Consider the following 13,550-nt stretch of genomic DNA (forward strand, 5'->3'; position numbering starts at 1 on the left):
GAGCCCGGCGGCCAGCGGCGTGCGGCCCCCGGTCGGCAGGGCCCGCAGCCGCGCCGCGCCCGCCTCGACCGACGACGTCGGCGGCAGCACGAGCTCGGCGGTGCGCCCCCGGAAGGTGACCAGGCCGACCTTGTCGCGGCGCTGGTAGGCGTCCAGCAGCAGGCTGAGGACGGCCGTCTTCACCGTCGTCATGCGGCGGCGGGCGGCCATCGAGCCGCTGGCGTCCACGACGAACAGCACCAGGTTCCCCTCGCGGCCCTCGCGGACCGCCTCCCGCAGATCGTCCGGGCGCAGCACGAGGCCGGCGCCGGACCGGCCGCGCGCCCGCTGCCGCGGCGCGGCGGCCAGCAGCGTCGCCACCACGTGGGGGTCGCGGACCTTCGCGGCCGGGCGCCGCGCCCCGGTGACCCGGCCCCGCACCGTCCGCGATCGCGACCGCCGTCCCGCGGTGCCCTCGCCGACGCCCGGAACCTCCAGCAGTGGCACGGCGTGCGGCGCGGCGACCGCCGCGACCCGCTCCCCGCCCCCGCCGGCGGACCGCTCGTCCTGGGACGAACCCGCGTCCTGCGCCGGGCCCGCGTTCTGCGACAGGCCCGCGTCCTCTGACGGGGCCGTGTTCTGCTCCGAACCCGTGTTCCGTTCGGGGGCCGCGTCCTGCGACGGACCCGCGTCGTGCGACGAGCCCGCGTTCCGCTCGGGGCTCGCGTCCTGGGACGTGGCAGGGTCCTGCGGCGCTCCGTCCTGCGGCGGGGACGGGGGCCGGCCGCCCCCTCCGCCGTCCGGGGGAGGATCGTCGGGGGACGTGCGGTCGAGCAGCTCGTCGAGCAGCGCCTCGTCCAGTCCGGGGGCGTCGAACGGGTCGCGGCGGCGCCGGTGCGGCAGCGACAGGCGGGCCGCCGCGCGCACGTCCTCGTCGGCCACCGCGCCTCGGCCGTGCCAGGCGGCGTGCGCGAGCGCGGCGTTGGCCGTGACCAGGTCGGCGCGCAGGCCGTCGACCTCGAAGCCCGCGCACACTGCCGCGATCTGCTCCAGCCGCTCGTCCGGCAGCCGGACCCCGGCGAGCCTGTCCCGCGCGGCCGAGATGCGCTCCGCCAGCTCCGCCTCGGCGTCCGCCCAGCGCGCGGCGAACGCGGCGGGGTCCGCCTCGAACGCCAGCCGCCGCCGCACGACCTCGGCCCGCTCCTTAGGATCCCGCGACGCCCGCACCTCGACCGTCAGCCCGAAGCGGTCGAGGAGCTGGGGACGCAGCTCGCCCTCCTCCGGGTTCATCGTCCCGACCAGCAGGAACCGGGCCGCGTGCCGCACCGACACCGACTCGCGCTCCACGTAGCAGGTGCCGAGCGCGGCGGCGTCCAGCAGGAGGTCGACCAGATGGTCGTGCAGGAGGTTCACCTCGTCCACGTACAGGACGCCGCGGTGCGCCGCCGCGAGCAGCCCCGGCTCGAAGGCCTTGACGCCCTCGGTCAGGGCCCGCTCGACGTCCAGCGACCCCGCGAGCCGGTCCTCCGAGGCGCCCACCGGCAGCTCCACCAGCGCGGACGGCCGCCGCTCGGACGGGCCGCCCGGCTCGTGGGGGCCGTCCGGGCAGGACGGGTCGGGCGCCGCCGGGTCGCAGGCGAACCGGCAGCCAGGCACCGTGTCCACGGCGGGGAGCTGCGCGGCCAGGGCCCGGACGATCGTCGACTTGGCGGTGCCCTTCTCACCGCGCACCAGCACGCCCCCGACCCGCGGCGAGACGGCGTTGAGCAGCAGCGCCAGCTTCAGATCGTCCAGCCCGACGACGGCGCTGAACGGGTAGGCGGTGTTCACACCTGGACCTTCCGGTTGACATGGGCGACCCGCCAGCCGCTCCCGGCGGCGGTGAGCCTCGTGGTGGACAGCGGCGCGAGGTCGATCCGGTCGGCCGCGAGGACGCCGGCGCCGAGCGCGTGGGCGAGGGCCGCCCGGATCACGCCCGCGTCGCAGACGGCGACGCCGGGCGGGCGGCCGCCGAGCCACGCCGCGACCCGCGCCGCGAGCGCGGACCGGCTCTCGCCGCCGTGGGGCGCGGCGTCCGGGCCGGTCAGCCAGGCGGGCAGCGCGTCCGGATCGGCGTCCGCGAGGCGGAGCCCCGCCCAGGAGCCGTGGTCGGCCTCGGCGAGCGCCGCGACGGGGCGGGCGTCGAGGCCGAGCGCGGCGCAGGTCTCCCGGGCGGCGCGGGCGGGCGACGTCCACACCGCCCCGTCCGGCAGCGCCCCGGCCAGGGCCCTCGCCCTCGCCAGGCCGGACGGGTCCGCGGCGGGGTCGGCGGGGAAGCGGGCCTGCCGCATCCCCGCCGACGTCGCGTGCCGGACGAACAGCACGCCGGTCAGGGCGGCCCGCTCACGCCGGCGCCGGGGCCCGGGCGGCCCGGTCGCAGAACCACCCGAACAGGGTCCCGAAGCACGCCCAGAACACCAGCTGCGTCCCGAGCGAGGTGATGCGGAACTGCCACAGCAGCGTGGCGGGGAACCCGTCCGGCACCTCGTCCACGGTCGGCAGCAGCACCGACGCCACCGCCACCGGGACGACGAACGCGAGGACGGCCGCCGGCCAGCGCGCCCACGGCCCGCCGCGCACGCCGCGCGCCGTGGTCACCGCGATGGCGGTGGAGAGCAGCCCGACCCCGATCATCGCCAGGTACAGCAGGGTGCGGGTGTTGATCGTCTCCGGGTCGCCCACCGCGGGCGGGTTCGCCGGATACTTCAGGAACGGCACGACGATGACGGCGGCGAAGGCCGTCCCGGCCGCGGCGAGCGCCAGCGCGGCGTCCGAGCGCGGCCCGACGCGCCCCCGCAGCCCCGCGAAGGCGAGCGCGAACACGCCGCCCACCGCGAGGCCGTAGAGACCCGTGGCGAGGAAGAGCCCGGCCTTCTGCGTGCCCCGGCCCACCTCCTCGCCGTGCTCGTGTGTTCCGGACTCCTGTTCGTGTGTTCCGGACTCGTGCCCGTGTGCTGCCACGTGCCCGCGTGGCGCGGACTCGGGCTCGGCGGCCGCGCCGTGCTCGTGCACGGCGGCGGCCTTCTCCAGGGCGATCGCTTCGTCGATGCGGGGTTCGCCGACCGCGAAGGCGAAGGCGCCCGCGACGAGACCGGCCAGCAGGCCCAGAAGAAGGCCCCTGACCAGCAGGGTGCGTACCACGCGGCGGTCTAGTGGCAGGGCACGCCGAGCAGGTGCCGCCCGTCGTGCATCAGCTCGTGGAGGTAGCCGCCGGTCTGCGACACGGCGCCGTTGTCCATCAGGACGAGGTAGCCGAGGAGCAGCAGCGCGGGCACCGCGAGCAGCCAGGGAACGAGGTGGGAAAGGGGGATGTGGCGAGCCGACAGCGTGCTCACGGAGCCTCCGTAGGGGATCTTGCGCGTCCCGGACAATGAGGTCGCGATCACCCGAGCGACCTGGCTCCCGGGATCGTCGTCCCGGATACAGTGGCGCGTCCGCACCGGCATCTCACCGGATTTCCCTCGGGCAACCGTGAATCAGCCGAACCGTACGGGCCCGCCGATCGCCCTGTCAACAGCGCGGCCCCGCCCCCGCCTCGCCCGTTGAACCGGATACACGGCCAGCAAGGGGCCGAAATCCGGCTTTGTTGCCATGAAGAGCGACTCACCTATCATGGCGATTTTCGTCCCCCGTCCCCCGTCCCCGTCCCCCGCCGCCCCGAGAACGACCGACGTTGGAGCTCCCCACGTGACCACCCAAGAGACCGGCCCGCCCTCCTCCCTCGACGACGTCAAGGGGTGGTTCCCGAAGATCGACCAGCTGCTCTTCACCTGGTTCCTGGAACGCCAGGAGAGGCTCGGCCAGCGCGGCGACCTGGTGGAGCTCGGCTCCTACCTCGGCAAGAGCGCCATCCTGATGGGCCGCCACCTGCGGGAGGGCGAGACCTTCACCGTGTGCGACCTGTTCGACACCGACGCCCCCGACGACTCCAACCAGGCGGAGATGCGGGGCTCCTACTCCACCCTGACCCGCCGGGCGTTCGAGTCGAACTACCGCGCCTTCCACGACCGGCTCCCGGAGATCGTCCAGGGCCCGACCTCGCTGATCCTGGACCACGTCCAGCCGGAGACCTGCCGCTTCGTGCACGTGGACGCGTCCCACCTGTACGAGCACGTGCAGGCCGACATCCGCGCCGCGCACGTGCTGCTCCCGGCCGGGGGCCTCATCGTCTGCGACGACTACCGGTCCGAGCACACTCCCGGGGTCTCCGCCGCGGTGTGGGAGTCGGTGGCCACCGACGGCCTGCGCCCGATCTGCGTCACCACGCAGAAGCTCTACGGCACCTGGGGCGACGCCGACGCGGTCCAGGATGACCTCCTGGACTGGCTGGCGGCGCGGGACGACGCCTGGCACGAGGTCCAGCAGGTCGCCGGGCGCCGGCTCGTCCGCGTCAAGGGCATGGGGGCGACGCGCCCGCCGAACGAGGCCGGCCGGCTGAAGGAGCGGCTCGCGCGGGCGGAGAAGCGGCTCGCCAAGGCGGAGGACAGGCTGGCCCGCGCGCGCGGCGAGCTGGAGGCCGTCCGCGGCTCGGTCAGCTTCAGGCTGGGGCGGGCGGCCACCGCCCTCCCGCGCGCCCTGCGCGGCGGCCGCCGGCCCTAGCCCCGCCCTCGGCACGTCGATAGAACGCGTTCTAGTATCGGCGCCATGCGACACGGCATCGTGCTCTTCACCAGTGACCGGGGCATCACGCCCGCCGCCGCCGCGCAGGCCGCCGAGGAGAACGGGTTCCACACCTTCTACGTGCCCGAGCACACCCACATCCCGGTCCGGCGCGACGCCGCGCACCCCGGGACGGGCGACGAGACACTGCCCGACGACCGCTACACGCGGACGCTCGACCCCTGGGTCGCGCTGGCGTCCGCGGTCACCGTCACCTCGCGGATCCGGCTCGCGACGGCCGTCGCGCTACCGGTGGAGTCGGACCCGATCACGCTCGCCAAGACCGTCGCCTCGCTCGACCACCTGTCGGGCGGCCGGGTCACCATCGGCGCGGGGTTCGGCTGGAACACCGACGAGCTCGCCGACCACAACGTGCCCGCCGACCGGCGGCGGACGGTGCTGCGCGAGTACGTGGAGGCGATGCGGGCGCTCTGGACGCAGGAGCAGGCCTCCTACGCGGGGGAGTTCGTCTCCTTCGGGCCGTCCTGGGCGTGGCCCAAGCCGGTCCAGCCGCACGTCCCGCTGCTGATCGGCGCGGGCGGCGGACCGAAGACGCTCGCGTGGATCGCCGCCCACGCCGACGGCTGGATGACCACCCCGACCGAGCGCGACATCCTCCCCAAGGTCGCCGCCCTGCACGCGGCCTGGGCGGACGCGGGGCGCGCGGGCCGGCCGGAGGTCTGCGTCCTGGCCGCGGCACGCCCCTCGCCCGAGGACGTCGCCGCCTGGGAGGAGGCCGGGGTCACCGAGATCATGTGGGGGCTGCCGGACCGGCCCGCCGACGAGGTGGTCGCCTTCCTGGCCCGCCACGCCGCCCGCCTCGGCCTGTGACGCGGCCGGGCCGCGCGGTGCATTCGCGAGGGCCTTTAATGTGTTTTGTCTGACTCGTCCGAAATGCCGGAGACAATGGCGCGACCGTGCCGTTCAGAGCTTTCGGCCGACTCCCGCATAGCACCATTGGCGGTCCGCGCGGGGCGGCACGACCGTGCCCGCGTCGGGGCGCCACATCGACAGGGTGGTGAGGCCGGGCTCCACGAGCTCGAAACCGTCGAACAGGCGCGTGACCTCCGCGTGGCTGCGCAGGGTGATCTGGTACGTGGCCCGCTCGTACACGGCGCCCGCGTGCCGGACCCTCCTGTCGGCGTCGAAGTCGCCGGTCACGTGCGACACCGCCAGGTGGCTGCCGGGTGCCATCGCCTCGCGGAGCCGCGCCACGATCCCGGGCGGGTCGTCGCCGTCGCCGATGAAGTGCAGTACGGCCAGCATCAGCACGGCGACCGGCTGGTCGAAGTCGATGAGCCCCTTCAGCGCGGGGTTCGCCAGGATCTCGTCCGGACGGCGGGCGTCGCCCTGGATGACGGTCACTCCGGGTGTACCCGCCAGCAGCGCCCGCCCGTGGACCAGCACGACCGGCTCGACGTCGACGTAGACGACGTGGGAGTCCGGCGCGACCTGGTGGGCGATCTCGTGCACGTTGCCCTGGGTGGGCAGACCCGAGCCGATGTCGATGAACTGCCGGATCCCGGACTCGGCGAGGAAGCGGACCGCGCGCCGCAGGAACGCGCGGTTCTGGCGCGCCATGAAGGGGGTGTCGGGAGCGTGCTTGACGACCTCCTCCACGGCCTCCCGGTCCGCGGCGTAGTTGTCCTTTCCGCCCAGAAGGTAGTCGTACATCCGCGGGACGTTCGGCGTGTGCGGATCGACGGTGTCCAGCGTCCTCTCCCCGGTTCGCGGCGACGCGACCTCCGGTCTGGGAAATGTCGCGAAGTTACCCGGGACATGTAAGCATTGCGATCAACTCGGAAACAACCGAAACGACGATGCCGACGCGGAGGACGCGAAATGCGAAGCGACGCCGGAACCCCATCGCCGATCCCCGGTCCCCCCGCGCGGGACGACGGCGCGGCGGCCATCGCGGAAGCCGGCGGGCTGCACGAGTACCAGCTGAGGCTGCACGCCGAGTACGGGCCGGTGGTGCGGTTCCCCCTGCCCGGCGCGGGGATGGCGGTGTCGGTGGCCGACCCGGTGCTGCTGGAGGCCACCGCGAAGATCAACAAGCGGCCGGAGAAGCTGTTCGAGTTCCTGGCGCCCCTCCAGGAGTCGGGCAACCTGCAGACGATCCCGGCCGACGAGCACGGCCCCTGGCGCCGGGTCATGCTGTCGGTGCTGGCCGGGCGCCCCTCCCACGAGGCGCACTTCGCCCGCTTCACCGCGCTCGCCGCCGAGCTGGCCGACCGGTGGGAGGCGCACGACGGCCCCGTCGCGCTCCAGCGGGACCTGAGCGAGCTGTCGCTGCGCATGATCTGCCAGTACGCGCTCGGCAGCGGCCTGGAGTCCCCGGACTCGGCCGCGCGGGTCGTCTCGGCGTTCGAGACCGTCCTCACCGAGTACATGGGGCAGGCCGGGGACGGGCCGGGGAGCCGCGCCCAGGAGGCCCTGGCCTACCTGCGCGCCACCGTCGACCAGGTGCTCACCGCGCACCGCGAGCAGGGCGGGACGGCGCCGGCCGGGCGCAGCGACCTGATCGCCGCGCTGGCGGAGGCGGGCGAGTCCCCGGCGCGCATCCGCGACACGGTCCTGATGACGATGCTCGCCGCCCACCACACCACCGGCGTCGCCATCTCCTGGACGCTGTACCTGCTGGCCCGGCACCCGGACGCCGCCGAGCGCGTCGCCGAGGAGCTGGACCGCGTGCTCGGCGACCGGTCCGTCCCCGAGTACGGCGACCTCAGGCGGCTGACCTACCTGGACATGGTGCTCAGGGAGACCATGCGCCTGTACCCGCCGGGACCCTACGGCGCGCGGGAGGCCACCGAGGACATCGTGCTCGGCGAGTACACCGTCCCGGCGGGGACGACCGTCTTCTACCCGTTCTGGGCCGTGCACACGAACCCCGACTACTGGCCCGACCCGCAGCGGTTCGACCCCGGCCGGTTCGCTCCGGAGGCGTCGGCGGGCCGCCCGCGCCTGGCCTACATCCCCTTCGGGATCGGCCCGCGCAGCTGCGAGGGCGCCGCGCTCGCGACGGTCGAGGCCCAGCTCGTCCTGGCCGTCCTGCTCAAGCGCTTCGCCTTCCGCCTGGCGCCCGGCCAGACGGTGGAGCCCATCGAACGCTTCGTCCTCTGGGCCGCCGAGGACATCCACATGACCGTCACCCCGCGCGAGACCGCCTGAGCTCGGCGGGTGGTAGAACAGCCGGATGGAGTTCTTCTGCTACCACCGTGACCGTGCAGGCTCGATCGGGCTCCGCGAGGAACTGGGGGAGCAGCACTGGTCCTACATGGACCGGTACGACAAGGAGCTGATCGCCCGGGGCCCCACCTTCGTCGGCGAGGTCCCCACCGGCAGCGTCCACATCGTGGACCTGCCCGACCCCGCCGCCGCCCGCGCGTTCGCCTTCGACGAGCCGAACTACCAGGCGGGCGCGTACCGGGACGTCATGGTGCGCCGGTGGCGCAACGCGCTGGGCCGCACGATGTGGGACTTCCCGGGCGGCCGGACCGGCGGCGACCGCTTCCTCGTCATCGGCCTGGGCGAGGGGGAGGGCGCCGACCTCGACGTCCCGGCGGACGACGACCTGATCGCCTACGGCCCCCTGCTGTCCGACGACGGCGAGGCCTGGCTCGGCACGGTCGCCCTGGTCCGCGCCGCGGACGCGGACGCGGCCCGCGCCGTCCTCACCCCGGACCGCTACGCCGCCGTCGAGGTCCACCAGTGGGAGTTCGGCGGACGCCGCTGACCTCGCCCGCCCGCGGCCGCGGGGTCAGACGTTGCGCAGGACCGACACGACGACGCCGAGGACGGCGGCCTCGTCGCCGTCGATGGCGTCGTAGGCGGGGTTGCGGGGTTCGAGCAGGACGTGCCCGTCGCGGCGCCGGTAGACCTTCACGGTGGCCTCGCCGTCGATCATGGCGGCGACGATCTGGCCCGAGTGGGCCTCGGGCTGCCGGCGGACCACGACGATGTCGCCGTCGCAGATCGCCGCGTCGACCATGGAGTCGCCGCGCACGCGCAGGCCGAAGACGGTGCCGCGCCCGGTGAGCTCGCGGGGCAGCAGCAGGGTGTCGTCGGCGTGCTCCTCGGCCGGGATCGGCGTGCCGGCGGCGATGTCCCCGACCACGGGCACGGGCACCTGGCCGCCGCCGGGCTCCCGCGCCGGGCCCTCCCGCAGGAACGCGCGCACGTCGATCGGCCGGGCCACCGCGTCGCCGCGCCGCAGGAAGCCCTTGTCCTCCAGGCTCGCCAGGTGCCGCGACACCGACGACGGCGACCGCAGGCCCACGGCGTCGCCGATCTGGCGGGTGCTCGGCGCGTACCCGTACCTGACCGCCCAGTCGCGGATCATGGCCAGGATCCGCTGCTGGCGCGGGGGCAGCGCGGAGGCGTCCAGGTCCCCGAACGGGTCGAGATCACTGTAGGCGGTCACCCACGGAATTGTAGGGGCGCGGCGGCCGGCGGAGCGGCCGGACGCGCGGCGGCGGAGCGGCCGGGACGCGCGGCGGCGGCTCTCAGGAGCGCATCGCGGCCTCCAGCGCCGCCGTCTCGAACTCGGCGGCCAGTTCCACGACGTCCGCGGGCGCGCGCGACGGGGAGCCGGCGTCGAACGGAGGCCGCGGGTCGTACTCCGTCCAGAGTTGGACGGCCTGGGCGGTGCGCGTGTCGGTGAGGAAGTCCACCAGCCGCAGCGCCATGTCGATCCCGCTGGAGACGCCGGCTGCGGTCACGATGCGGGCCTCGCGCTCGACCACCACGCGCTCCTGGGCCGGGACGGCGCCGAACAGGGGGAGCTTGTCCAGGTGCCGGTAGTGGGTGGTCGCGCGCAGCCCGTCGATGAGGCCCGCCGCTCCGAGGACGAGGGAACCGGAGCACACCGAGGTCGTCCAGCGGGTGGTCGGATGGACCTCGCGCAACCAGGCGGGGAGGGCCCCATCGAGCACGTGCACGGTGCCGGGCCCGCCGGGGACGACCACCACGTCCGGGCGCGGCGCCTCGTCGAGCCCCACGGCGGTCAGCAGGAGGGTGCGGCAGTCGTCGAGCACCGGCCCGGCCTTCTCGGCGGCGAACACCACCCGCACGCCGGGGGTGAGGGCCAGCATCTGGTAAGGGCCGACGACGTCCAGGGCGGTGAAGCGGTCGTACAGCGGGACGACGACCGTGATCTCGGGAGTGGTCATGGCGGCGGCTCAGTGGCAGTACTCGCGGCGGCGCCGGAGCAGAACGGCGAGCATCGCGACCATCATCAGCACGTGCGCGGCCGTCATGAACGCCATCCCGCTCATGACGTCGGCCCACACGAGCGGGACCAGCACCGCCGGAACGTACATCGCGGCGCACATCTCCAGCGTGCAGGCCCGGCCGTGGCGGCGCAGCAGCATCCAGGCGGCCATGCCGACCGCCATGTCGGTGGCCATGAGCAGGTAGTGGGCGCCCGGATGCGCGTCGAACGCGACCGTGAGCCCGAGAAGCGCCCGGAGGCCGCCGAAGACGAGCATTCCGGCGAACATCGCGAGCACCATCTCGACGTAGTGCAGGGTGAGCCGCAGCCAGGCGGTGCGCGGGTGCGCGGCCGCCCCGGAATCGGGGTCCAGGGCGCGGGACGTGGTAGCCATGCCACCACTGTCGGCGCGCCGGGGCCCCTCCGCCAGTCCCGGACGCGGGCAGGTCCGAAAACTTGGGGTGGCCGTCTATCGGACATAGGTGATAGGTGTCGTCCCGCGCAATACCGTGGCGGCATGCACGAAATGCGTCGCGTCCTCGTGGTGGGCTACCCGGCGGCCGAACTGCTGGACATCGCCTGCGTCGTCTCGGCGCTCCAGGTGGCCAACTTCCTGAACGGGCGCGGCGTCTACGAGGTCTCCCTGGCCTCGCCGGGCGGCAGGCCGATCCACACCGGGACGGGTCTGACGCTTCAGGCGCAGCGGTCGCTGGAGCGCGCCGCCGGGCCGCTCGACACGCTGGTGGTGTCGGGGGGCATCGGCTTCGTCGACGCGATGGAGGACAGCCGGCTGGTCGCCCACGTGCGCAGGCTCGGCCTGGAGTCCCGCCGCGTGGCGTCGGTGTGCACCGGCGCCGGGGTCCTCGCCGCGGCCGGGCTCCTGGACGGACGGCGCGCGTCGACCCACTGGGAGCACGCCGACTTCCTGGCGCGCCGGTTCCCGGCCGTCGACTTCGACAGCGGGCCGATCTTCGTCTCCGACGGGAAGGTCTGCACGTCCGCCGGTGTGACCGCGGCCCTGGACCTCACCCTGTCGTTCATCGAGGCCGACGTGAGCCCCGACCTGGCCCGGAGCGTGTCGCGGCAGCTGGTGACGTACCTGCAGCGGCCCGGCAACCAGGCGCAGATGAGCATGTTCACCGCGCCCTCGGCGCGCAACTCGCTGGTCCAGGACGCCGTCGCGCACATCGCCGGGAACCCGGCCGCGGACCTGTCGACGGCGGCGCTGGCGGCCCGCGCGGGGGTGAGCCAGCGCCACCTGGCCCGCCTGTTCCTGGCCGAGCTCGGCATGACCCCGGGACGGTTCGTGCGCCGGGCGCGCGGCGAGGCGGCGGCGCACCTGCTGACCGGCACGGCGCTGACCGTGGAGACCATCGCGGCCCGCTGCGGCTTCGGCAGCGAGGAGGCGCTGCGCCAGGCGTTCCGCGGCCTGTACGGGGTCTCCCCGTCCCACTACCGCGCCACGCAGAGCACCACCCGGTGAGCCGGACGGGTTCGCTTCCGCGGTTTCGCGCGATCGAGCACCTCGGGCACCAGGGGAATGTTTAGATCGAGGTCGGGGCGGTAGCGAGCGGACCGATTGCTTCGGTCGCCTCGGGAGACGAGACATGCCACTTTCAGACCAGCCGCACCGCGACCAGTCATGCGCATCCGAGGACCCGGCCGGCGACCAGGCGGGCGGGCTCCCGGCCTCCACCGCCGCCCGCTACGCCTCCTTCACCGCGGCGACCTCGCCCACCCCGGCCGCCCGCTCCCCGCTCACCGCGTCCGACTCCTCCTGACCCCGGCGCGGCTCGCCCCGGCCGGACGCCCGGCGGCGGCGCCACGCTCACCGCTCGCTTCGGGTCGCGTCCCCGGCGGTGCCGCTCGCGCCCGTCCCGAGGTGCCGGACGCGGCGCTCGACGTCCCTGCGGGCGCCGCCGGTGTCGGGCGCCGGATCCGACCCGAGCGTCCCGGCGGCCTGGCTCGCGCCCGTCCCCACACCCCGGACGCGCCGCTCGACATCGGCTCGGGCCCGCTCGCCCGCCGCCTCCGGCGCGCGGTCGCCTGCGGCGCCGTGCCCGCCAGTCCCGAGGTGCCGGACGCGCTCCCGCACGTCGCTCTCGGCCTCGTCTCCGCCCGGCCCGGCCTCGGTCTCCAGCATCCCGGGCCGGTCGCTCGCGCCGGTGCCGATGCGCTGGACGCGCCGCTCGACGTCCGTTTCGGCGTCCAAGCCCCTGGTCTCCTCGCGCACCGCTTCCCCCCGGCGTCCGTCCCGGCCTCATGTCCCGAGGACTGCTGATACCCGCTCTGAGCTGGCGACACGCCCTCGCGGGCGCAAAGACGCCGCCCGGCGCGCGGACCCGGGCGGGCCGCGCTGCTCTGGGCGGATCCGCCCAGAGCAGCACAGGCTTCGACCGGTGCGCGGGCGGGCGCAGAGTGAAGGGCATGAGCGAGGAACAGGCAATCCCGTTGTTCAACGAACGAGTGCGGCGCGAGCTCTACCAGCAGCGCGTCCTCGTCCTCGACGGCCCGCTGGACGACGACAACGGCACGCTGCTGGCGACGCAGCTGATGATCCTGGCGAGGGAGGACGCCTCGACCGACATCGCGCTGTGGATCCATTCCCCCGGCGGGTCGGTGCCGTCGATGCTGGCGATCCGCGACGTCATGCGGCTCATCCCGTGCGACGTGTCCACACTGGTGCTCGGCATCGCCTACAGCGCCGGGCAGTTCCTGCTGTCGTCCGGCACGCCCGGGAAGCGCCGCGCCATGCCGCACGCCCGCGTGCTGATGCACCAGGGCTCCGCCGGGATCGCGGGCGCCGCCGTCGACATCGAGCTGCAGGCGAACGACCTGCGCCACACCCGCGACACGGTGCTCGGGCTCATCGCCGAGGACACCGGCCAGCCCATCGAGCGGGTCTTCGAGGACTCGCTGCACGACCGCTGGTACACGGCGGGCGAAGCGCTCGAATACGGCTTCGTCGACGCGATCGTCAGCACGTTCGACGAGGTCATGCCGACCCGACACCGACCCGTGGGGCTCGGCGCCCCGTCCGGAGGAGCCGCACGATGAGCACCTACACGATCCCGAACGTCATCGCGCAGCACCCCCGCGGCGAGCGCATCATGGACGTCTACTCGCACCTGCTGACGGAGCGGATCATCTACCTCGGCACCGCCATCGACGCGGGCGTCGCGAACGCGCTCGTCGCGCAGCTGCTGTACCTGGAGTCCGACAGCCCCGAGCGCGACATCCAGCTGTACATCAACTGCGAGGGGGGAGACCCGAGCGCGATGCTCGCCGTGTACGACACGCTGCGCTACATCCGCCCGCAGGTGGCGACGACGTGCGTGGGGCAGGCGGTCGCCGTCGGCGCCGTCCTCCTCGCCGCGGGCACTCCCGGCAAGCGCGCGGCGCTGCCCCACACCCGCGTCGTCCTGCACCAGCCGATGGGCCAGGGCCGCGGAGCGATCCCGGACCTCATCCTCCAGGCGGACGAGGTCGTCCGGGTGCGCGCCGACATCGAGAGCATCCTGTCCCGGCACACCGGGCAGGACATCGCGACGCTGCGCGCCGACACCGACCGCGACCGCGTGTTCACCGCGCACACGGCGCTGGACTACGGCCTCATCGACCACGTGATCGAGGAGCGGCAGCCGATGCCCGCGTAGCG

General features: G+C 74.4%; 17 protein-coding genes. 8 read left to right on the plus strand and 9 right to left on the minus strand.

Annotated features, from left to right (window positions below; translation table 11 throughout):
* From ABD944_RS33615 to ABD944_RS33630, 4 genes are all read right to left on the minus strand, one after another.
* The coding region (locus ABD944_RS33615; RefSeq protein WP_345183675.1) for a VWA domain-containing protein at positions 1 to 1,809 on the minus strand (1,809 nt) is incomplete at its 3' end.
* The gene (locus tag ABD944_RS33620; protein ID WP_345183677.1) at positions 1,806 to 2,342 is read right to left on the minus strand and encodes a histidine phosphatase family protein; all 537 of its coding nucleotides are present in this window, start codon (positions 2,340 to 2,342) and stop codon (positions 1,806 to 1,808) included. The genes ABD944_RS33615 and ABD944_RS33620, both read right to left, overlap by 4 nt.
* A gap of 19 nt (positions 2,343 to 2,361) precedes the next feature.
* Complete coding sequence (locus ABD944_RS33625; RefSeq protein ID WP_345183679.1) at positions 2,362 to 3,159, minus strand: CbtA family protein; 798 nt, start codon at positions 3,157 to 3,159, stop codon at positions 2,362 to 2,364.
* An 8-nt stretch (positions 3,160 to 3,167) separates the two neighbouring features.
* The gene (locus ABD944_RS33630; protein WP_179835852.1) at positions 3,168 to 3,353 is read right to left on the minus strand and encodes a CbtB domain-containing protein; all 186 of its coding nucleotides are present in this window, start codon (positions 3,351 to 3,353) and stop codon (positions 3,168 to 3,170) included.
* Positions 3,354 to 3,705: 352 nt separating this feature from the next.
* Between ABD944_RS33630 and ABD944_RS33635 the strand changes: the two genes are divergently transcribed.
* Positions 3,706 to 4,617, plus strand: a complete 912-nt coding sequence (locus tag ABD944_RS33635) for a class I SAM-dependent methyltransferase (protein WP_345183682.1) — start codon at positions 3,706 to 3,708, stop codon at positions 4,615 to 4,617.
* A 45-nt stretch (positions 4,618 to 4,662) separates the two neighbouring features.
* Positions 4,663 to 5,508 carry an LLM class F420-dependent oxidoreductase gene (locus ABD944_RS33640; protein ID WP_345183684.1) on the plus strand — a complete coding sequence of 282 codons (846 nt, stop codon included), beginning with the start codon at positions 4,663 to 4,665 and terminating at the stop codon, positions 5,506 to 5,508.
* 93 nt (positions 5,509 to 5,601) lie between these two features.
* On the opposite strand, the gene ABD944_RS33645 is transcribed toward ABD944_RS33640, so the two are convergent.
* Positions 5,602 to 6,390: an SAM-dependent methyltransferase gene (locus ABD944_RS33645; protein ID WP_345183824.1), complete on the minus strand. Its 789-nt coding sequence runs from the start codon at positions 6,388 to 6,390 to the stop codon at positions 5,602 to 5,604.
* Between the two features lie 129 nt (positions 6,391 to 6,519).
* Between ABD944_RS33645 and ABD944_RS33650 the strand changes: the two genes are divergently transcribed.
* Positions 6,520 to 7,851, plus strand: coding sequence for a cytochrome P450 (locus ABD944_RS33650; RefSeq protein WP_345183686.1), 1,332 nt, complete (start codon positions 6,520 to 6,522; stop codon positions 7,849 to 7,851).
* A 25-nt stretch (positions 7,852 to 7,876) separates the two neighbouring features.
* Positions 7,877 to 8,416 (plus strand): YciI family protein, encoded by a 540-nt coding sequence (locus ABD944_RS33655; RefSeq protein ID WP_345183688.1) that lies wholly within the window; start codon positions 7,877 to 7,879, stop codon positions 8,414 to 8,416.
* 24 nt (positions 8,417 to 8,440) lie between these two features.
* Here the strand turns inward: ABD944_RS33655 and lexA are convergent, their stop codons facing one another.
* From lexA to ABD944_RS33670, 3 genes are all read right to left on the minus strand, one after another.
* Positions 8,441 to 9,103 carry a transcriptional repressor LexA gene (lexA, locus tag ABD944_RS33660; RefSeq protein WP_345183690.1) on the minus strand — a complete coding sequence of 221 codons (663 nt, stop codon included), beginning with the start codon at positions 9,101 to 9,103 and terminating at the stop codon, positions 8,441 to 8,443.
* A gap of 82 nt (positions 9,104 to 9,185) precedes the next feature.
* Positions 9,186 to 9,851, minus strand: a complete 666-nt coding sequence (locus tag ABD944_RS33665; RefSeq protein WP_345183692.1) for a DJ-1/PfpI family protein — start codon at positions 9,849 to 9,851, stop codon at positions 9,186 to 9,188.
* A gap of 9 nt (positions 9,852 to 9,860) precedes the next feature.
* Entirely contained in the window at positions 9,861 to 10,286 is a 426-nt protein-coding gene (locus tag ABD944_RS33670; protein WP_345183694.1) for an LPXTG cell wall anchor domain-containing protein, read from the minus strand.
* 123 nt (positions 10,287 to 10,409) lie between these two features.
* Between ABD944_RS33670 and ABD944_RS33675 the strand changes: the two genes are divergently transcribed.
* Positions 10,410 to 11,375 carry a GlxA family transcriptional regulator gene (locus tag ABD944_RS33675; protein WP_345183696.1) on the plus strand — a complete coding sequence of 322 codons (966 nt, stop codon included), beginning with the start codon at positions 10,410 to 10,412 and terminating at the stop codon, positions 11,373 to 11,375.
* Between the two features lie 124 nt (positions 11,376 to 11,499).
* A complete protein-coding gene (locus ABD944_RS33680) occupies positions 11,500 to 11,673 on the plus strand; it encodes a hypothetical protein (protein WP_345183698.1) in 174 nt (57 codons plus the stop codon).
* Positions 11,674 to 11,720: 47 nt separating this feature from the next.
* Here the strand turns inward: ABD944_RS33680 and ABD944_RS33685 are convergent, their stop codons facing one another.
* A complete protein-coding gene (locus ABD944_RS33685; RefSeq protein ID WP_345183699.1) occupies positions 11,721 to 12,104 on the minus strand; it encodes a hypothetical protein in 384 nt (127 codons plus the stop codon).
* A 215-nt stretch (positions 12,105 to 12,319) separates the two neighbouring features.
* Here ABD944_RS33685 and ABD944_RS33690 point away from each other — a divergent pair, with 215 nt between their 5' ends.
* Both ABD944_RS33690 and ABD944_RS33695 read left to right on the plus strand, forming a co-directional pair.
* Positions 12,320 to 12,949, plus strand: a complete 630-nt coding sequence (locus tag ABD944_RS33690) for a ClpP family protease (protein ID WP_345183701.1) — start codon at positions 12,320 to 12,322, stop codon at positions 12,947 to 12,949.
* Positions 12,946 to 13,548, plus strand: coding sequence for a ClpP family protease (locus tag ABD944_RS33695; protein ID WP_345183703.1), 603 nt, complete (start codon positions 12,946 to 12,948; stop codon positions 13,546 to 13,548). Before ABD944_RS33690 ends, ABD944_RS33695 begins: the two co-directional genes overlap by 4 nt.
* Positions 13,549 to 13,550 lie beyond the last annotated feature (2 nt).

Origin of the sequence: Actinomadura verrucosospora, from assembly GCF_039540335.1 — a bacterium.
In the GTDB taxonomy this organism is placed as follows: domain Bacteria; phylum Actinomycetota; class Actinomycetes; order Streptosporangiales; family Streptosporangiaceae; genus Spirillospora; species Spirillospora verrucosospora.